The following is an 18,965-nucleotide window of genomic DNA, read 5'->3' on the forward strand; positions in this document are numbered from 1 at the left end:
GATCGAGAATGGCCGAAAGGCCCTCGCGGGCCTTTCGTTTACTGTTCGCGTTCAGTTAGAACTGGACCGTGTATCCCAGATCCAGGCCATGCAGGAAGTAGGTATCGGTTTGGAATCTCGGGAGCGGTCGGCTCATGACTCCATTGATATTGGCGAAGTCGATGGTGGTATCGATTTGGTCTGCAGCCAATGCAACGTTTGGCATCACGAGCAGAGTGTATCCGACACCGATTTGACCTCGTCCCAGTCGATACTTCAGCTTCGCACCTGCTTCAGGAAGGAAGGTGAATCGATCGCGGCTGGTTGTTCCGCTGTTTTGCGGTTGAGCAAAGAGCCCACGATCTTCGGTAGCAGCCGGAGAGTTGGGAGGCGTTTCGCTGTAGAAGCCTGAGGTTTGGGTTCTCTGCTCCATGTTCCCCAACGCGACTTTCCCGAGGAGACTCATGGTGAAGCGACCCGATGTCAGATCGCTTGCAAATCCGATGTGCCCCCCATGGAACGTGTTTTTGGTCCCAAAGTTATCGCGGGTTACGATCACGGTACCATTCTGGATCGGATTCGTAATTCCATCGGTTACCGAGGTCTCCAGCGTGTATCCGCTATCGAGTCGCATGAACGTGTAGCCGGTTAGAAGATCGATGCGGTGAGCGGAGTCGCCGATCATCAATGTGCGAAGCGACGCGTCCGCCCCGATGAAGTTGAGGTCGGTCGATTCGGTGATGGTACCGGTGTTCGCACCGTTGGGCGATGCGTCCAGGTTGACCAAGTAAAAGGATGGTCCTGCGTTCACGTCGAAGTAAGCGACACCGTTGGAAACTCCGGTGTTGCCAAACGTTTGAGACGTTTCACTTCCGAAGAGACCATAAACGCGGCCTTGCAGACCATAGTTCTTGTCGCAATCGAGCCACTTGCCAGCGGTGACACGCATGCCGGCGAACATTTCGTTGCCGACTGGATTGTCTTCGCCACCGCTCAGCACGTTGACTGGGAGACCGCCAGGAGTGTTGCCCGACATGATCAATGGTGTGTTGGTAAAGCCCTTGCCCCACCATAGGATCGCTTCGGTTTCGACCCAGCTGGTTCCCAAATCACCACAGCTAGCCATCGACTCGCATCCGGAGCCCGATTCGCAACTTCGCGAACTGCTGGCATGATGGCTGGCGAGAGTGCCAGGAACATGAAATTCAGCTGGCTGAAATGAGACCGGATGGTTCGTCGTTTGGGCGAATGGAACGGACGGTTCCATCGACCGGATGTTCCCCATACGAGGATCACTACCGACGGTCCCTTCGCCTGAAGCAGAGTTGTCTGCAATGCGACCGCTGCTAGCGAGAGGGGAGGATTGCGGGACGTCTTGGCCTACGGCATACGCAGACGCACTCGTTCCGCATAGAGAGGCAATAATCAAAGATAGGGTCTTACGATTGATTTTCATTTGTTCCTTCTCGCTAAGCAGAGCCTTGCGTATTGTTCGAATAATCAGATCGGCCGGAATCCTCAGAAGCTAAGACAAAAATGCTACATCACGCAAACTCGGCCCATTCCCCCCATCCCACCAAACAGACTCAATCCGTGGGATTTCAGGGGTAGAAACCGCCCGAAGAGGGGGAATGTGATCGGTTGAAGCGTTAGAATGTCGGGCTGGAGATCTTGCGGCGGCCCCACCGAGCGCTGAAATCGAATCCATTCCCCTTTTTCGAGACCGCGCAGCATCCTAGGATGAACTCGCATTTACCCTCTTCGCGTCCGAGCTCCAACCGTTATGAATAGCAGCATTCCATCCAGCCAAAACGCAACAGGGGATTCAAACGGGGATAGCTTCATGAACACGCCTCCCATCCCCTCGGCGAGTTCCCCCCCGCCGCCAACGCGAAATCGAAATCCGAAAGAGACTTCTGCAGCGGTTCCACCCACGCCCGGTCTTCCCCCGACCACGAAGGCCGCATCGGAAAAGAAACTACACCTCCCCTACAAGCCACACGTTTCGGCAGGTTGGAAACTACCCGGGGTCGCCCAATACAAAGTCAATCAGTGGCTGGGACAAGTCCGCTTGGTCAATTCGTGGGAATCGCAGCGCAGGGGGCTGAGCGATAGCCAGATCCGCAAGGAAGCGCTTTCGCTTATCTACAGAGCCAAAAGTGGAGAACTGCTCGAAGATCTGCTCCCAGAGACCTATTCGCTCGTTCGAGAAGCGGGCCGCCGTGCGATGAACATGCGTCATTACGATGTTCAGATTCTCGGTGGTACCTGCCTGTTCTACGGTTGCATTGCCGAAATGCAAACAGGGGAAGGAAAAACGCTCACCGCCACCCTACCGATGGTGCTCCATTCCTTGGTAGGTAAAGGTGCTCACTTGGCCACCGTGAATGATTATTTGGCGGAACGGGACGCCGATTGGATGCGTCCTCTCTATGACGCATTGGGATTATCCGTCGGCATCGTTCTCACCAATCACAATCAGGACGAGCGTCGCCGCGCCTACTCCGCGGACGTCACCTATGGAACCGCGAAAGAGTTTGGCTTCGATTTTCTGCGAGATCGTTTGTTGATGCGTGCGCAGGGCCGCGCGGTGGATGATTTCCTCGGTGCAGGGTCGAGCGAGCGGTGGTCTTCCTCGGGGGAACAGCCGGTTCAGCGTGGCATGCATTTTGTTCTGGTCGACGAGGCGGACAGCATTCTGATCGACGAGGCCCGTACTCCATTGATCATCGGCTCCCTCGGTGATGAAGCCCGGGAAGTGGTGATTGCCACTTACAAATGGGCAGCCAAACATGCTCCCCTCTTTGAATTGAAAGAGCATTTCACCATCGAAGAGGACAATCGAAAGATTGAGCTGACAGGGAAGGGACGGCAGTTTGTTCGGGCGTTGCCACGCGATGAAGTCATTCGACTCGCGGCCTTGGTCGACCTTTACGAATATATTGAACGGGCGATCAAAGTTCATCGCGACTTCTCGCTGGATCGGCAGTACGTTGTCCGAGATGGCGAAATTGTGATCGTCGATGAATTCACCGGGCGACTTGCCGAGGGGCGCAAATGGCGAGACGGTATTCACCAAGCCATCGAGGCCAAAGAAAACATTGATGTCTCCGTCCCCACAGGCCAGGCAGCGAGGATCACCGTCCAAGACCTCTTTTTGCGATACAAGCGTCTCGGTGGAATGACCGGGACGGCAGCCACCAGCGCGGGGGAGATGCGCCGCATCTATAAAACGCCTGTCGTGCAAGTTCCTACGAATAGACCCCCGAAACGGATTCGACTGCCAGACATTGTTTGCCCCGACATGATGACCAAATTCCACGCCATTGTCGAAGAGGTAAAGGGCATTCACGCCAAAGGGAGGCCGATATTGATTGGGACCCGTTCGATCGATAAATCCTCGATCTTGGCAAATCTTCTGCGCGACGAAGGTTTGGGCGTTCAAGTCCTGAATGCGTATGAAGTCGAAAGGGAAGCAGAAATTGTTTCGCGCGCCGGAGAACGAGGCGCAATCACTGTCGCGACCAACATGGCAGGTCGGGGAACCGACATCAAATTACAAGATGAGATCCGAGAGATTGGAGGGATGTTCGTTATCTGTACGGAGCTGCACGATGCGGCGCGCATCGACCGCCAGCTCATCGGACGATGCGGTCGGCAAGGCGACCCTGGCTCCTACCGTCAATATCTCGGAATGGACGATGAAATCCTCCGGAATGGGCTGGGCGCAAAAGTATCCGAAAAGATGAAGAAGATCGGAGCCGCCGAGGTTCAGAATCCTCGAGCGATCCACAAACTCAATCGATTCGCTTCCCAATTCAAACGGGCTCAAAGAAAAGTCGAGAAGAAACACTTCCGAGATCGGATGGCCCTCCTTTATCACGAAAAGGAACGGACTAAGATTCAGAGAGAAATGGGACAAGACCCCTATCTCGATACTGCGGAATAATCCATCGATGGCCATGCCAGCATCTGCTGATCCGCTCACGTCCCTGGCTATTCATTCGCCTCGTCCGCGCAAAAACAGCACTCTGATCTTGCCCGGTTTTAAACCGTTGTTGGACAGCTTTTTGATCGGACCTGAAAACGAGGCCTTGCGGGAGCTATCGCAAGCCACTTCGATTGCCAAACTTCACGAACGAAGTCCATTGCTCCTGTTGGGGTCCTCGGGTGTTGGAAAAACCGCGGTCGCCATGACCCTGGCGACGCGTTGGATCAACGATGCCCCCAATCGAACTTATGCGATCGTCTCCGCCCTGGACTTCGCAAGGTCGATGGTGCTCGCTATCGAATCCGATGACATGCCCCGCTTCCGCGAACAGTACCGCCAAGTCTCTTGTTTAGTGATCGACAATGCCCACGAGCTCAGCGGAAAAGAGGGCTCGCAGAACGAATTGATCGAGGTCCTCAACGCTCATGAGGGCCAGGACTCATTGGTGATTCTAACCTCACTCACCTTGCCGGCCTTCATTCCCGGTTGGAACCATGCGTTGGCTAGCAGAATGATCGCGGGTTACAGTTTGGAATTGCAGCACCCGGGTGCAACCACCCGTTCCGAACTGATCAAAAGATTGAGCGATGCACAGTCGCTTCCTATTTCGGAAGAAGAGAGAAATGAAATCAACTCCCAGCTGGGTGACAATCAATCTCTTCATCAACTCCAAGGGTTATTGCTCCGTTGGCGGCATCACCATCGAGCCCACGAGGGACGTGTGAAGCCGAACAAGTCAAAAGTCATCGAATCGTTGGTGGAGTCGCAAACCCCCTCTCCGAAAACTCCCCTCGAGATTGCAAAGTCGGTCGCGAGGGAAATGCGACAAACCATGGAAGCAATGAGAGGCCCAAGCCGCAAAGCAAGCGTGGTTCGGGCTCGAGGGCTAGCCATGCATTTGATCCGGGAGTGGACAGACGCCTCCTACCAAGCGATCGGCGGTTTATTCGGAGACCGAGACCATACGACCGTCATGCATGCGTGCAAGAAAATCGAGGATGCTATTGCCAGCGATCCCGAGCTCTTGCGGTGCATCGACCGAGTTCGCCAAAAACTCCTCCCTTGATCCGAACACTGTGCATCGTTGCATCCGGATAGGCGGCTGGTATATTGCCTGGATGAATACACCGCCAATGATTACTTGGATGCAAAGCCTCTCGGATCCGATCCGCGCCCGCCTGCTGAGGTTGCTGGACCGATCGGAGTTAACCGTGGCGGAATTGTGCACCACATTGCAACTGCCGCAAAGCACGGTGAGCCGGCACTTGAAAGTCCTGGTAGATGAAGCGTGGATATCCTCTCGCCGGGATGGGACCAGCAACCTCTACCGCATGCGAAATTCCGAAATTGACGCGGGACAAAAGAAACTCTGGCAAGTCGTGAAACTACAGAGTGTTCTGGAGTCCACGGCAGAACAAGACGATGCACGATTGGAGCAGGTTATCGAAGCGAGGCGTTCACGTTCCCAGGCGTTCTTCTCCTCCAGCGCCGAAAAGTGGGACCGAATGCGCAGCGACTTGTTCGGAACCCGGTTGGACGCATTCGTTCTCGCCTCTCTAGCCAATCCGGATCTGATCGTTGGTGATTTGGGATGCGGCACGGGCGCCTTCTCCCATTTCGTGGCTCCTTGGGTGCGGAAGGTGTTTGCGGTCGATGGCTCGTCGACCATGTTGCAGTCCGCTCGTAAGCGACTCAAGGATTTTTCCAACGTGGAAGTCCGCAAAGGAGAGCTTTCGCATCTCCCGCTCGAGGACGAATCCCTTTCCATTGGGGTTATGGCTTTGGTGCTCCCCTATCTACCCAGTCCATTGGACGCATTGCGGGAAGCGCATCGGGTCGTGCAGGTACGAGGTCAATTGATTCTTCTGGATATGCTCCCCCATGATCGTTCGGAGTATCGCGAGCAAATGGGGCACCAGTGGCTCGGTTTTTCGGAGCAACAAATGAGTACTTGGCTGGAAGATTCCGGATGGAGTCTCGATCGACTCCTCCCGCTTCCCCCCGATCCAGATGCGAAAGGGACGGGACTTTTCCTCGTTAAAGCCACCCGCAATCGATAAGGTTTACCGAGCTTTCGCCATAGGCAAACTTCGATTTGTATGAATTCACACGATCACAAAGCCGATCCGCAGACTTAACGTGGTTTTCTCCCATCGCGAAAAGTCGGAGTCACATCTGTGCTGCGTCTCTCTATCATTGTTCCGTTTCTGGATGATCATGCAAAATTGGAATCTACTTTGCTGTCATTGCTTGAAAACCGGAACTCGGACCTCGAGATACTCGTGGTTCACAACGGAAATTATGACGACCCCTACGACTTGGGTGCTGACGAAGTCGTCTTGATCCAAGCTCCGACCAGCTTTGGGCACTCCGAGTCTCTCAATCTTGCGATCGCCACCGCGAGCGCCCCGACGGTGCAGATCTTGCTACCCGGAATGCGCGTTCAAAAAGACTGGTACCAACCCGCGTTGGCCAAGTTGGGACGAGAGAATTGGGACGCTGTCGCGTCTCCTTGCTCCGTCGAGCAAACCCATCAAGTTATTTTCGGGTTGGATAGGACGGCGCTTCCCCATCGACGCTTGGCGACTCGCATTTCGAATCAGGCAGTACCCCTTCTAGCAGGAACACTGTTTCGCAAGAACGTTCTTTTGCTCATCGGTGGCCTTTGCCCTCAACTCGGACGCGAGGGGGCGGAAGTCGAATTGCAATTGCTCATGGATGCCATGGATTTGCAGACAACCATCGTTTCCGAAGCCTTGATCCAAGGTCCACAGCGCGTGGTCGCTGGAATGGACATCGGCTTTGAGATGGGCAAGATTTGCGGCCAGATCGCTTGTGCCTATGGCGCAGTCGAAGGGAGTGGTGTCGAAGTCGATTCGCTAGCGAAACAACTTGGGCATCTCGCAGGTGGCTTGATGAATCCCAAGTCGGTGGCGGAACGGTTGGGTTGGGTGATGGGCATTCGCGACCGATCCTTGGAAAGCTTTATCCGGGACCGTTTGGTGACTGCCGCAGAAAAATTGGACGAAGCAGAAGAAGTCGCGATGCGAGTCCACGACTCCAAGTCGGTACGCCGCGCCGCGTAAACCTGGGAAGCAGAACGCGGTTGGAAGCAGACCAAGGCAAGGCAGGAGGAGTTCCACTCGAACTCCTTGGATCGAACGACGAAAACGCGAAGATGCCGATTATGAAGATTTGAAGAACTTGAGCGGCTTCATGAATTTCCGGTGAACGGTGTGTGAAGGGATCATCGATATTCGATGCAACCCCTTCGATCCCTCCATTCCGAAGAAGTCGATGCCTTCACCATACCGCTTCCGACACCGAGCCCGAGTCTTGGCCTCTATGAGGTTAAGGTTTTTATCGCTGGTAGTCGCCATTGGAACAACAGGCATCTCTTTCTCCCAGGAGAGCCCGGAGCCGCAGCCCGCTGCTCCGCAGATCGAGGCATCGGTATCGCAGGCAGAAATGGAGGCGATGCAGGAACGACTCCGCGCATTGGAGTTGGAGTTAAAAGAAACCAGGGAAACTCTGCAGAGTTCGGAGTCTCGATTCGATTCGTTTTTGAAGGACTGGAAAGAAAAAGGAGACCCGGAAGTCGACGTGGCGAAGTCGCAGGCCTCCGACAAGAAAGACGGCGCGAAGGACGAGAAGAAGAAGGAAAGAAAATGGTTTGAGAAACTGGGGATTCGGGGTTACTCGCAGTTTCGCCTCAATGATGTCCTTCGCGAGGAAGGCGCCCCGGCCCAACTAGTTGGAGATCGATCGGTTGGGGACAATCAATCGTTTCTCATTCGCCGGGCTCGGGTGATTCTCTTTGGCGACGTCTCCGATCACCTTTACGTTTATTTGCAACCTGACTTTGCCGTCACACCTCCGGGTAGCACTGACAACAACCAATTCGTACAGATTCGCGATTGGTATGGAGACATTTATTTAACCGAAAACAAGGTCCACCGAGTTCGTGTGGGTCAATCGAAGATTCCATACGGCTGGGAGAATCTACAGTCCAGTTCCAATCGATTGGCACTGGACCGATCCGATTCAATCAACAGCGCAGCAAGGAACGAGCGTGATCTCGGCGCGTTTTATTATTGGACACCCGAACCGGCGCAAGAGTACTTCAAGGAAGTTCTCGACCAGGGGCTCAAAGGTTCTGGGAATTACGGCGTCTTCGGATTCGGCTGTTACAACGGCCAAGGCGGCTCGCTTCAAGAACAGAATGACAATGTGCACCTCATCGCCCGTTTGACCCTTCCTATGAGGCTTGCGAATGATCAACTTTTCGAGGCCTCCTTGCAGGGATACCGCGGGCACTACACCGTACTGAGTTCCCCCATTCAGCCGCTCGGCATCGGATCTGCGAGCCGGCCACTCGGAACGTTGGAAACGGGGAATCGTGCAGGTCTGCTGGACGAACGCATGGCGGTTTCCGCAATTTGGTACCCCAAGCCCTTTGGTATTCAATGCGAATGGAACGTCGGTCGATCGCCCCAACTGAATGCATCCCAGACGGCGATCGAAGTCGGAGATATTCGCGGTGGGTACGTCATGGCCATGTACAAGTGGGATACCTGCCACCGCGGGACCTTTTTCCCGTTCTTCAAGTACAACCGATACGAAGGTGGGATGAAAGCGGAACGGAATGCCCCCTTTACCCATGTCACCGAATACGAAGCGGGAGTTGAATGGCAAATCACCGAATCAGTGGAATGGACCAACATGGTGACTTGGACCGACCGCACCAACACGACCGCCCTTTCATCCGGTCGGTCGTATGAGCAGTTTGAAGGGGAGCTTTATCGAACCCAAATCCAAATCAACTACTGATTGGCTGCATCGGCGATCGCGTAGATCTGATCCCCTCTTCGGATCAACAACTTGTTCCCTGCAAACACGACGGCATACTGCCGTGGTTTCGTCTTGGGGATCGCCGTCTGTGGGTTTGGTTGAGACGCAGAGGGAATCGACGAGGCGGGGAGCGTCCCTGACCCCCTGTTTGCATCGCGGTTGGCTTCTCCCCGGGCCGGGCGAGACGGGGGAGCATACTGTGCATCGGCGTCGTCTTCCCACAAAACATTGGTCGAGAGTCTTTCAAACTTTGGACCAGCGCGGAGCACCAATGTCGTCCCGACCTCTCCAGCGAAGTAGAGCTTATCACCGATGCCGAGTGGAGTGGCCCAAACACTTTGATCTAAACGTTCGCTGTACCTAACCTCGCCGGTTTCGATGTCCATGCAGGTAACGATCCCGCGACGATCGGTGAAATACGCGTATCCGTCGTGGTACGTCGGCGAACAAAATCCACAGGTCGCTCGTTGGGATCGCCAAACGTAATCCGCTACATACCCGGATGGGGTTTTCTTGATCTTCACCAGACCATTCGTGGCGATCGCTTCTTTGCTGGGACCGCCTTCTCTCCCGGCGCTCGCTCCGACGAGGACTCGCCCAGCTGACACGATGTAAGGTGTTTGCGACGAATTTCCGGAGAGCCCCTCCAGCCGCCACAACTCTTTTCCCGTTTCGATTTCCAGCCCACAGAGAAACCCAGCGCCTCCATCTCGGCCCGAACAGCTCATTACCAAATGTAACGTTCCTTCCTCCGTCGGTAACATCACGGGCGAGCCCCAGGAAACGCCAGCGGGTCGCGCGGTACGCCAAACTTCTTCGCCGGAATCTTTATGGAGGGCCACAACGTAGGGATCGTCTTTGCGTTGAATCCATACAAAGACCCATTTGTCGGATTGGCAAAGAGACGAGGATATGCCGTGATTGGTCTCGGTCGAACCGTACTTTTCAAACAGATCGACGCTCCAGCGTTTTCGACCGGTTCGATCCAGTGCGACGACCAATCCAGACTCAAAGCTGGCAACCACTCCGCGTCCATCCGCAACGGGAGTCATCGCACCTCGAGAATGGTAGTCATCGTTCGGAATTAAATTCTTAGTCGATGCTTCGTGCGTCCACTTCGTCTCGCCGCTGTTCAAATCCATGCAGTGAACGCGGCACTGATCTTTCATCGGCCCGTCGATGCATGTCACGTAGACCTGATTTTCCCAGACGACGGGACTGCTCTGACCGTATCCCTTTAACTTCGTATTCCATGCGACGTTCTTCTTTGCGTCCCATGTAACGGGAGCTGTCGCGAATTCCGCGGCCGTCGTCTTACCAAACCCTAAGAAACTAGGCCATTGCGCTTCCGATTGTGCATACACTCTTTGGCCCCCGAGAATCGCGAACGCAAGAAGAGTTGCAACGTGAATAGGGTGGCGCCTCGAACAACGTTTCATGAAGGATCTCGCAGGATAAAAGATACGCCAAGGGGAAGGATCGCACTCCGGCCGAATCGTCATCAAGGATCCAGTTGATGATTCACTTCACCACCATTTCGGGTCGACAACGCTTGATAGATCGAAAGATCGATGTTCTGCGAAATGAAGTGGGTCGAGCAATCCCCCAGCACGAAGTTCGCGCCTCCCGTGTGTCGGCTCGAGAAATCGTCGAAGTGCCCCGCTGGGCTGTTGGGCGTGTGATCGGTGCTGCCGAGAATCCGAACCGGAGCCTCGGCCACCTCCTCGATAACGCCGTGCCAAATCGAACCTCCCAACCGATTGGTTCGCTCCCCAACAATGAACGTGTTCGACAATCCATCAGAAAGATCTCGAAAACGAATCGCCGAGTTCCCAAAAAAGGTTCCATCTCCATGGTATGGAGCGTCTTCGATTTCGAGCGATCCGAAAACCCCGATGTAATTGGACTTCGCAATCTCAAAGAGTTTGGGACCGTCGTCGACGTTTTCCGAATTGAGGGGCTCCCCCGCAATCTGAAACAAATTGCTCCCGGGGTCCGAGGGGCAGATAAACGTCGGCAAGGACTGTCGGAGAAAGGGTTCGTTCTGAGGAGCCAAAATCGGACTCGCAAAGTCGATCTGCGAGTGAAGATTGTTTTGCTCCATGAATGGAAACAGCGCCGTCCCCCAGGACCAACCCGGCAAGGTCGTTTGGCGGAAATCCACCCAACCCGATGGAAGCCTGCGATAAGCAGACTCGTAGTTCGACACGGCGAGCCCTAGCTGTCGCATATTGTTCGTGCACTGCATGCGACGAGCCGCTTCCCGCGCCGCCTGAACGGCAGGCAAGAGGAGCCCGACCAAAATCCCAATGATCGCGATGACCACCAGCAACTCCACCAGCGTAAAACCCGACTTTGATTGTCTTGTGCGAACCATGTGCATATCCCTCGAACCAACTATATGCAATTCAATTGCGAATGTACTATTTATCGACAGTCAAACAGGGTTGTCAATCGTCGAGGTTGAAACGGGCGTAAGAATCTCGTATTTTTCCCGGTTGGTTGGGAATGGCAGGCGAACGGAACTCCGTATAATCCGGTCCCTACCCCGACGATTTCGATCTTTTACCGCCGAACGGGAACCATGCTGACTTCACAGGAACTCCTCAACGATCCACGCGTAGCCCAAGCCAAAGAACTTCTTTTGGCAGCGCTTCGCGATCATTCGCAGAAGATCACGGGAGTTCGGCCTGGTCGCGAGGAGCACCGAACGGAATACGCCGACGCCCTGACTCGGTTGGCCAATGCTCGAGGAGGTGCTCCATATTTCCCCTACATTTCCAGCGGTCTTGGGAATGGTCCCTGGGTGGAATTGGGCGATGGGAGTGTCAAATTGGACTTCATCGTAGGAATTGGAGTCCATGGGTTGGGCCACAGCCATCCTGCGATGTTGAACGCTACGATCGATGCCGGCCTGGAAGATACTATCATGCAGGGAAACCTGCAGCACGACGCGTACTCTTTGGCAATGTGTGAACGACTGATCGGATTGGCGAAAAAGTTTGAAGCGCCGCTCGATCATTGTTTGCTCAGTACTAGCGGAGCCATGGCCAACGAGAACGCGTTGAAGATCGCATTTCATTCGCGGTTTCCTGCCACGCGGGTGATTTGTATGGACAATTGCTTTGCAGGCCGGAGCATGGCTCTGGCGCAGCTCACCGATCGCCCTGCCTATCGAATGGGGCTGCCTAAAACCCTCGATGTGGACTTCATCCCGATGTTCCATCCGTCCGATCCCGATGGCACGACGCGCGGGGCGATGGAAATGCTCCAGAAACATTTGGCTCGGCACCCCGGCGAGTACGCATGTATCTGGCTTGAGTTGGTCGCCGGTGAGGGGGGCTACTACCCAGGCACGAAAGAGTACTTCGAAGGCCTTTGCCGAGTGTGCCACGACAACAACGTTTTGGTCATCTTCGATGAGGTTCAGACGTTTACCCGATTGAGCCAACCTTTCGCGTTCCAGCACTTTGGACTCGATGCTTATGCCGATCTGGTCACCCTTGGAAAGATCACGCAGGTCTGCGCGACCTTGTACGGAGACCAACTCAAACCGAAGGGACCTATTCTGTCGCAGACGTTCACCGGCGCGACCGCATCCATTCGGGCAGGGCTCGCAGTGCTCGATATCCTGGAAGAAAAGGGTTGCTTCGGCGAAAAAGGTTGGAACATGGAACGCCACGTCTACTTTGCCAAGAAGCTACAGGCTTTGGCCGAACGAAATCCGGGCAAGCTCTCCGGGCCTTATGGTGAAGGGATGATGATTGCCTTCACGCCGGGCGATGGTTCGGCAGAAACCGCGAAGACGATGTTGCAGCGACTGTACGATTTAGGATTGATGGGATTCCTAGCGGGCAGCAACCCTAATAGAATCAGGTTCTTACCCCCTCCGGGAATCACCACCCACGAGCATATCGATATCGCTTGCGAGATCATCGAGCGCGCCCTCTCGGAAAGCAATTAAGGAAAACGGCATGTCGAGTCCCGCGAAAACAGGGAAGTCGGAAACATTGGTCGAGGCGGATGGATGCCAAATCGACCTCAGGAACCCCTACTTGGCTGCGTTGTTGGCGTTCCTAATCCCCGGCGCAGGGCATTTCTATCAAGGAAGAACGAATAAGGCCTATCTCTACGCTGCCTGTATTCTGGGGCTCTTTTTTCTGGGCTTATTCTTGGGACAGGGCCGAGTGGTCTACGCTTCCTGGTCTCCCGAGGATTACCGCATTCAGTTTCCCGCTCAAATGTGTGTAGGGCTGCCGGCGTTTCCCGCTTTGGTGCAAGCCATCGTTCAATCGGATGACGAGGAAGCCGGCTCTGGCCGCGGTCGCCTTAGCCCAGCCCGCCTCAATACGATTCCAACGGAACCGTCGGAGTGGAAATGGTCAGAATTTATGGCGCCCCCACGAGACTTGAATGTCCTTTCCCAATGGCATTACGAGGGATCTGCCGGATTTGAGCTTGGTACTCTTTTCACAGCGGTTGCTGGCCTCCTGAACTTACTTGCGATTTTCGACGCGTTTGCCGGTCCTATGCCTTTACCGCATTCGCCCGAGCGCCGGAAAAAATCGTAATCAATCTGGGAGCGGAGCCATGAACGAAGCGGAGCTCCATGCCGATGCCGATGCGTTGGCACGACGACTCATCTCTCATGTTGGTTCTTGGAGCGACGCTGTCGTTGCCTTTTCCGGCGGCGTGGATAGCGCGGTGGTCGCGGCCGCTTGCTACCGCGCGCTCGGTGCTCGCGCCGTCGCCATCACGGGAATCGGACCTGCCGTTTCCACGTCGGAACTCGCCGATGCGAGATCGGTCGCAGCCCAGATAGGGATTCGGCATGTGGAGCTTCCGACCGAAGAAATCGAGGATCCGCAATATGTTCGCAATGACGCGCGGCGCTGCTTCCATTGCAAAAAGAACTTGTACGGCGTGCTGAGGGATTGGGCTTGGAGATCCGGTTTCACCACGATCGCTTCCGGCACCAATCGAGAGGACTTGGGTGACTATCGCCCCGGCCTACAAGCCGCAGCGCAATTCGAGGTTCGATCGCCATTGGCGGATCTGGGAATTGGAAAAGATCAAGTCCGAGGGATCGCGATCCATTGGGGGCTCCCTATAGCTTCCAAGCCCGCATCCCCCTGTTTGGCAAGTCGCATCGCCTACGGCGAATCGGTAACGCTCGAACGTTTGGGACGCGTTGAAAACGCCGAGTCTTTTTTGCGGTCCCATGGATTCAGCGATGTCCGAGCACGTATCCATGCGGACGATCTGTTGAGACTGGAGATCCATCGAGAGGATTGGGCTCGCCTCCTAGATCCCAATACCAGTCGACAAATTGGCGACTTTATGGAGTCGTTAGGATTTCGTTTTGTGACAATGGACCTGATGTCTCGCCAGAGCGGCTCTCTGAATCGTGTTCTTCCGATTTTGAGGGGTGTTGACTCCACCACGTAGCGAGCAGGGAACCGGTGATGTTCATCACCGGTGCGAAAACAGCCGGCGCAATAGCGGCGTTCGCATTTTTCAATACGTTGGTCGCCAAGTTCGCTGCCATTCCACCGTTCTGGAGGCCCACCTCGATCGCGATGGTACGCGCGTCCACGACATTCAATCCCGCGGCGCGCGCTCCCCAATATCCGAGCGAGTAACCTAAGCAATTGTGCAGCAACACCCCTACCAATAAGAGCCAGCCCATCGACTGAAGTGCTTCGTGGGAGTTGGCGGCGATGATCGTGCATATCCAACAAATGGCGACAATGGAAACGACGGCAAGCCCCGACTCCAACGCTTTGGTTTGCCAACGCATACGCGTAAGAAATTGATTCACGATCAACCCAGCCACCACCGGGCCAACAACCGTCAGGGCGATACTTCGCATCATGTCCCAATAATTGACCGGAACTGTTTGCCCTGCCAGCAAGAACATCATGAGCGGCGTCATCAAGGGTGCCGCCAAGGTCGTGCACGCGGTCATCGTAACCGATAGCGCGACATTCCCACGCGCTAGATAAGTGACCACGTTCGAGGAAACGCCTCCAGGGCAAGACCCCGTTAGGATCACACCGGCTGCAATTTCAGGAGGGAACCCCAACCACTTTGCAACAGACCAACCTAAGAGCGGCATGACACTAAACTGCAAAACGAATCCGGTCGCGACACCCTTTGGCATTCTCAGTACGCGCCGAAAATCGTGGAGCGTTAAGGTTGCTCCCATCCCGAACATGGCGAGCGAGATCAACCAGCTAATCTGATCGATTCCCCGGATGGGCTCGCTCCAGCCAGGAACGTTCATCAGTAGAAATCGATCGGGATAAAAAACTCCGACGACCACCCCCGCAACGACCCAAACGGCGAAAGCATAGATACGTGTGCGGCGTTCGTAGGTAATCGCAATCGCGGAAGCGACCAACGCAGCGCAGAACCATGCGATGCACCGATTCGAGTCTGTCCGTATAGCGTCGTCGTCGGCGCTCGATGACAACCAGACGACGAGGCTCACGGCATAAAGCAACGCCACGATCAAGAAAAGGATTAGCGAAAGAGGAGACAGGACTTTGGAGCGAGAGGGTGGAGAGGACAAGGGATCACTCGAGTGGGAAGCGACGCCGAAGCAGATGCAATGGAGGAAAGGATCGTCCTGCTGCTCTTCGAAAGGTAATGGGCTGGTCTGGCTAGCCTTTTAAATTGGGGATGGGAAAGGTTACCTGTTTTTCGGTTCGCTTGCAGCTAGGCCACCCTGTAGAAATTCCGAAAACACCTTCCGCCAAGGATGGACCGTAAATCTCTCTCCACCCCACATAGCTCGTGGTGAGTCGAGGGTTGATCTCGATAAGGCTCCAGGGGGCGGAGTCGAGGAATTCCTTTGGGAAATGGCCCGACCTATGCGAAGCGGTCCCGAACGCTACATTCTCTCGATGCGGTGGAATGATCATATCTAACCCAATCCAACCGCGAACGCCTTCATAAGGTGCGAGAACGGCGCGCGCCCAACTCTGTAGCGACTCGAAGCGATCTTCCTCGATGGGGCCAAACCCACCCGAATACTGAACCGATTCCCTGCGTTCGATAGTCTGCCCCATGCAGCCGACCAACCGAGGTGGACTCTCGCCGTCAGCGATCAACGACAGGCTGGCAGGAGTTCCCGATCGCCATGGCTGAACAATCCACCGATCGACGCTCTCCACGCCAGATTCGGTTCGAAAGTGAGAACCCGCTTGCGGGCCCTCCAACCAATCTAGCAAGGACCCCGCAGAGGGAAACCACTTCATCTCCGAACAGCCTGCCCCCCACCGATCCTTGCATACCCAGCCATCGTCCGAAATGCATTCGAGGTCGTGTCGATTCTCACGCCATTCGGCAACCCAATCGGCCACCGTCCATGTCTTCGGGTGGTGTGCCACGGACGGTAGGGACGCTGCCATGGCTAACTTGTCCGCGCCATGCACGAGAAACATGCCCGTCGCGCCCCTAAGCGGGATCCTTTCGCGCTCCATGAATTGCGTGATGCGTTCCAGCTCTCCCCCGATTTCCGGCGCAATGACAAGCACGCGATCTGCTTTTCGCGCGGCTTCCAACCACTGCATAGAAAAACTAGCCTCGGATCTCGATGATGCATCCACCAAAGTGACTTCTGCGATGGATCTGAGAACGACGAGCTCGCTCGCGGCAACAGCTCTGGAATCGATCACCGTCGAGACGCGATGCCCGCAAAGGGCCAGATCTTCCAGCAAACACCGAAGCATCCCGAGCCCTTCCTGAAAAAGGCTTTGAAGCTCCGGGTCAGAAGGGGATTCGGACGAGGTCCCTGCAAGACCTCCACCCGATAGAAATTCAAGAACAGCTAGTTGCACCGATTCTCCAGATCAATCGAACCGGCGCAAATCCAAATTGGAATTCGCATAGTTGAGTGCATACCAGGTCCGCCAAGCTTCTTGATCATACCCAAAAGATTGACCGCTTATGGCGGCCAACGCGGATAAGACTCCTGCTTGATTTTCCGTGATAAGGAACTGGGAAGTGCCCCCGGTAGATTGAGAGATCCCGCCGGTTGCTTTATCCATCGCCGCTCCCCCTTGATTGACTTTCGTCACCAACGCCGAAGTCTTCAGTCGATCTATAAGCATGGGAATGATTCGAACGTCCCCAACGGTTTCTAGATTTCTACCGGCCCGATTGATGTACTCAATATCGGGAGTTTTCGCAGGACGCAAATCGGCAACGAAGGCTTGCATGGCAGCGATCCGGGTCCGTTCATTCGAAGCCAACGCATTGAGAACGGGGTCAACGATCACGGGGTAATCCAGTTCGCGTGCAATCTGAATGAATTGTGCGGTCGCTGAGCCTGGAGGCATACGCATCAACATCCCCAAATAAGGCTGTCCATCGTAATTGGTAATCCTCGCGCGGGCCTTGAGCTTTGTTTCCTCGATCAGCATCGTTGCCAACGCTTGATTCGCGCGCGGATCGTCGAGGTTCGCGAGAAACTGCTGCGCCTTCACGCCGGCTTGTCCGGGCTTCGAAACATTCGTAAATGCGATCCGGAGCTCTCGGAGAAAGGCGGCATCTTCTTCGCGAATCTTCTTTTTCGCCTTCTCGAGCTCGGCTGCATGCAACGTCGTCCGCTTGCCGTCAATCACGACCAATCCAAGCCTCTTGTTCAGAGTGTCCTTGGGAAGCCATTGTCCGGATCGGCTATCGAAGACGTAACCGAGGGCTGCCCAAGACTGTCCATCGTTCGGATCCAGCTCGACGACCCGTTCAAAATGCGCCAATGCGAGAGTTCGCTGATCCCGCGCATAACATTCTCTCGCGATCTCGCGATTGCTCTCCGCCGTATCGGGACGGGACGCCATGGACTGGATGTAGGCGGCCTCCCGTTCGGAGGTTTTGATCTCTCGGCTTATTTGTGTTTGGGGTAATTGAATAAGAACCCCTTCTTGCGTTCGAACGATGACCGAACTTTCATCCTTGTATGGGACGGCCGTTCCAGAAAGGACACCGGCGTTTTTCAAATTCCAATTATCCGCTCGCGATAGGGATGGGATGGCAACCACTGCTCCGATGAAGAGCACGCGACTAAGCAGAGATGTTGGCATAGCAGATCCACGGGACTGGACGAGCGGGGGCCGGCGGAAATGCGACCGCCGTTCACAACCTCGTTATTATAGTTGCTGCGACGAGATGAAGACGTCTCGATGGAACGACAAAGGTCAAAAATCGCCTAAGCCCGCCCCGTGGAGGTACCCCAAGACTTTTAGTCACCCCACATTCGCCCCAACACCCCCGTCGGGCCGCTGACATCAGCACGACCTCGCGACTACTTCCGGATGGCGGCTGCCGCGTGGACGATTGCCAGAAAGGAGTCCGCTTTCAGGGAGGCCCCACCGACAAGTGCGCCATCGATATTGGGTTGCCCCAGCAACTCCGCTGCGTTGTCAGCCTTCACACTGCCGCCGTATTGAATGACGACTTGATTCGCAACCGCAGCACCGAACTGAGAGGAGAGCAAATCGCGAATGTCGGCATGCACCTCTTCCGCTTGTGCGGGTGAAGCCGTTTTTCCGGTCCCGATCGCCCAGACAGGTTCATAGGCCAGCACGGTCTTCGCCATCTGTTCGCCGGTGAGTCCCGCGAGGGAACCTGTGCACTGTTCGCGAACAACCTTTTGCGTTTCACCCGCTTCTCGCTGCGCGAGCGTTTCTCCAACGCAGACGATCGGAATCAGCCCAGCCTTCAAAACAGCATGCAGCTTTTCGTTGACCATTGCGTCAGTCTCGCCATACAGCGTGCGGCGTTCGCTATGGCCCAGAATCACGTATTGGCATCCAACATCCTTCAACATCCCGCAACTGATCTCGCCAGTGAAAGCACCTTCGGCGGCCGCGGAAACATTTTGGGCCCCCAATCGAAGGCTGCTGCCTCGCAGCGTATTCCCGACTTCCTGCAAGTAAACACTGGGTGGGCAGACCGCGACGTCGACGCCGGAAACCGATGTCAAAGTCTCCATCAACTGCCGAACCAGCGATACCGAGGACTCTCGAATCAGATTCATTTTCCAGTTACCGGCAATGAAGAAAGTACGCACCGAGAAAGCCCTTTGTTAGCGTGGAGTGAGAAAACAATTCAGGAGCAAAGAATCCCAAAATCCCCC

General features: G+C 55.1%; 16 protein-coding genes. 8 read left to right on the forward strand and 8 right to left on the reverse strand.

Annotated features, from left to right (window positions below):
* Positions 1–55: 55 nt before the first annotated feature.
* Positions 56–1,435 (reverse strand): BBP7 family outer membrane beta-barrel protein, encoded by a 1,380-nt coding sequence (locus VN12_RS02480; RefSeq protein ID WP_146675350.1) that lies wholly within the window; start codon positions 1,433–1,435, stop codon positions 56–58.
* A gap of 83 nt (positions 1,436–1,518) precedes the next feature.
* Positions 1,519–1,731, reverse strand: coding sequence for a hypothetical protein (locus tag VN12_RS02485; protein WP_146675351.1), 213 nt, complete (start codon positions 1,729–1,731; stop codon positions 1,519–1,521).
* Between the two features lie 31 nt (positions 1,732–1,762).
* Here VN12_RS02485 and VN12_RS02490 point away from each other — a divergent pair, with 31 nt between their 5' ends.
* The 5 genes from VN12_RS02490 (at position 1,763) to VN12_RS02510 (ending at position 8,800) form a co-directional block, all read left to right on the forward strand.
* A complete protein-coding gene (locus tag VN12_RS02490) occupies positions 1,763–3,928 on the forward strand; it encodes a preprotein translocase subunit SecA (RefSeq protein WP_146675352.1) in 2,166 nt (721 codons plus the stop codon).
* A gap of 13 nt (positions 3,929–3,941) precedes the next feature.
* Positions 3,942–5,036 (forward strand): DnaA ATPase domain-containing protein, encoded by a 1,095-nt coding sequence (locus VN12_RS02495; RefSeq protein ID WP_168164164.1) that lies wholly within the window; start codon positions 3,942–3,944, stop codon positions 5,034–5,036.
* A 52-nt stretch (positions 5,037–5,088) separates the two neighbouring features.
* The gene (locus VN12_RS02500; RefSeq protein WP_168164165.1) at positions 5,089–6,030 is read left to right on the forward strand and encodes an ArsR/SmtB family transcription factor; all 942 of its coding nucleotides are present in this window, start codon (positions 5,089–5,091) and stop codon (positions 6,028–6,030) included.
* 117 nt (positions 6,031–6,147) lie between these two features.
* A complete protein-coding gene (locus VN12_RS02505) occupies positions 6,148–7,056 on the forward strand; it encodes a glycosyltransferase (protein WP_146675355.1) in 909 nt (302 codons plus the stop codon).
* A gap of 259 nt (positions 7,057–7,315) precedes the next feature.
* Positions 7,316–8,800: a porin gene (locus VN12_RS02510; RefSeq protein ID WP_240491297.1), complete on the forward strand. Its 1,485-nt coding sequence runs from the start codon at positions 7,316–7,318 to the stop codon at positions 8,798–8,800.
* Here VN12_RS02510 and VN12_RS02515 read toward each other — a convergent pair.
* Both VN12_RS02515 and VN12_RS02520 read right to left on the reverse strand, forming a co-directional pair.
* The gene (locus VN12_RS02515; protein WP_168164166.1) at positions 8,794–10,260 is read right to left on the reverse strand and encodes a PQQ-binding-like beta-propeller repeat protein; all 1,467 of its coding nucleotides are present in this window, start codon (positions 10,258–10,260) and stop codon (positions 8,794–8,796) included. The genes VN12_RS02510 and VN12_RS02515 overlap by 7 nt on opposite strands.
* 62 nt (positions 10,261–10,322) lie before the next feature.
* Positions 10,323–11,198: a DUF1559 domain-containing protein gene (locus tag VN12_RS02520; protein WP_240491298.1), complete on the reverse strand. Its 876-nt coding sequence runs from the start codon at positions 11,196–11,198 to the stop codon at positions 10,323–10,325.
* Between the two features lie 207 nt (positions 11,199–11,405).
* Here VN12_RS02520 and VN12_RS02525 point away from each other — a divergent pair, with 207 nt between their 5' ends.
* From VN12_RS02525 to larE, 3 genes are read left to right on the forward strand one after another with little or no spacing between them, the layout of a single operon-like run.
* Positions 11,406–12,785: an aminotransferase class III-fold pyridoxal phosphate-dependent enzyme gene (locus VN12_RS02525; RefSeq protein ID WP_146675359.1), complete on the forward strand. Its 1,380-nt coding sequence runs from the start codon at positions 11,406–11,408 to the stop codon at positions 12,783–12,785.
* Positions 12,786–12,795: 10 nt separating this feature from the next.
* Positions 12,796–13,392, forward strand: a complete 597-nt coding sequence (locus VN12_RS02530) for a DUF6677 family protein (protein WP_146675360.1) — start codon at positions 12,796–12,798, stop codon at positions 13,390–13,392.
* Positions 13,393–13,411: 19 nt separating this feature from the next.
* Positions 13,412–14,269 carry an ATP-dependent sacrificial sulfur transferase LarE gene (larE, locus tag VN12_RS02535; protein WP_146675361.1) on the forward strand — a complete coding sequence of 286 codons (858 nt, stop codon included), beginning with the start codon at positions 13,412–13,414 and terminating at the stop codon, positions 14,267–14,269.
* Here larE and VN12_RS02540 read toward each other — a convergent pair.
* From VN12_RS02540 to tpiA, 4 genes are all read right to left on the reverse strand, one after another.
* Entirely contained in the window at positions 14,160–15,395 is a 1,236-nt protein-coding gene (locus VN12_RS02540) for a bile acid:sodium symporter family protein (RefSeq protein WP_146675362.1), read from the reverse strand. The two genes, larE and VN12_RS02540, sit on opposite strands and share 110 nt — an antisense overlap.
* A 91-nt stretch (positions 15,396–15,486) precedes the next feature.
* Positions 15,487–16,665 carry an ATP-grasp domain-containing protein gene (locus tag VN12_RS02545; RefSeq protein ID WP_146675363.1) on the reverse strand — a complete coding sequence of 393 codons (1,179 nt, stop codon included), beginning with the start codon at positions 16,663–16,665 and terminating at the stop codon, positions 15,487–15,489.
* Between the two features lie 12 nt (positions 16,666–16,677).
* Positions 16,678–17,910, reverse strand: a complete 1,233-nt coding sequence (locus VN12_RS02550; RefSeq protein WP_146675364.1) for a hypothetical protein — start codon at positions 17,908–17,910, stop codon at positions 16,678–16,680.
* Positions 17,911–18,131: 221 nt separating this feature from the next.
* Complete coding sequence (gene tpiA / locus VN12_RS02555) at positions 18,132–18,899, reverse strand: triose-phosphate isomerase (protein WP_146675365.1); 768 nt, start codon at positions 18,897–18,899, stop codon at positions 18,132–18,134.
* Positions 18,900–18,965 lie beyond the last annotated feature (66 nt).

It is taken from the genome of Pirellula sp. SH-Sr6A (assembly GCF_001610875.1).
Taxonomy (GTDB): Bacteria; Planctomycetota; Planctomycetia; order Pirellulales; family Pirellulaceae; genus JBKCUI01.

What these genes read in the sequence shown, in the direction of transcription:
- VN12_RS02480 (WP_146675350.1), bottom strand. Translation starts at nt 1,435, where the DNA reads ATGAAAATCAATCGTAAGACCCTATCTTTGATTATTGCCTCTCTATGC.
- VN12_RS02485 (WP_146675351.1), bottom strand. Translation starts at nt 1,731, where the DNA reads ATGCGAGTTCATCCTAGGATGCTGCGCGGTCTCGAAAAAGGGGAATGG.
- VN12_RS02490 (WP_146675352.1), top strand. Translation starts at nt 1,763, where the DNA reads ATGAATAGCAGCATTCCATCCAGCCAAAACGCAACAGGGGATTCAAAC.
- VN12_RS02495 (WP_168164164.1), top strand. Translation starts at nt 3,942, where the DNA reads ATGCCAGCATCTGCTGATCCGCTCACGTCCCTGGCTATTCATTCGCCT.
- VN12_RS02500 (WP_168164165.1), top strand. Translation starts at nt 5,089, where the DNA reads ATGAATACACCGCCAATGATTACTTGGATGCAAAGCCTCTCGGATCCG.
- VN12_RS02510 (WP_240491297.1), top strand. Translation starts at nt 7,316, where the DNA reads ATGAGGTTAAGGTTTTTATCGCTGGTAGTCGCCATTGGAACAACAGGC.
- VN12_RS02515 (WP_168164166.1), bottom strand. Translation starts at nt 10,260, where the DNA reads ATGAAACGTTGTTCGAGGCGCCACCCTATTCACGTTGCAACTCTTCTT.
- VN12_RS02520 (WP_240491298.1), bottom strand. Translation starts at nt 11,198, where the DNA reads ATGGTTCGCACAAGACAATCAAAGTCGGGTTTTACGCTGGTGGAGTTG.
- VN12_RS02525 (WP_146675359.1), top strand. Translation starts at nt 11,406, where the DNA reads ATGCTGACTTCACAGGAACTCCTCAACGATCCACGCGTAGCCCAAGCC.
- VN12_RS02530 (WP_146675360.1), top strand. Translation starts at nt 12,796, where the DNA reads ATGTCGAGTCCCGCGAAAACAGGGAAGTCGGAAACATTGGTCGAGGCG.
- larE (WP_146675361.1), top strand. Translation starts at nt 13,412, where the DNA reads ATGAACGAAGCGGAGCTCCATGCCGATGCCGATGCGTTGGCACGACGA.
- VN12_RS02550 (WP_146675364.1), bottom strand. Translation starts at nt 17,910, where the DNA reads ATGCCAACATCTCTGCTTAGTCGCGTGCTCTTCATCGGAGCAGTGGTT.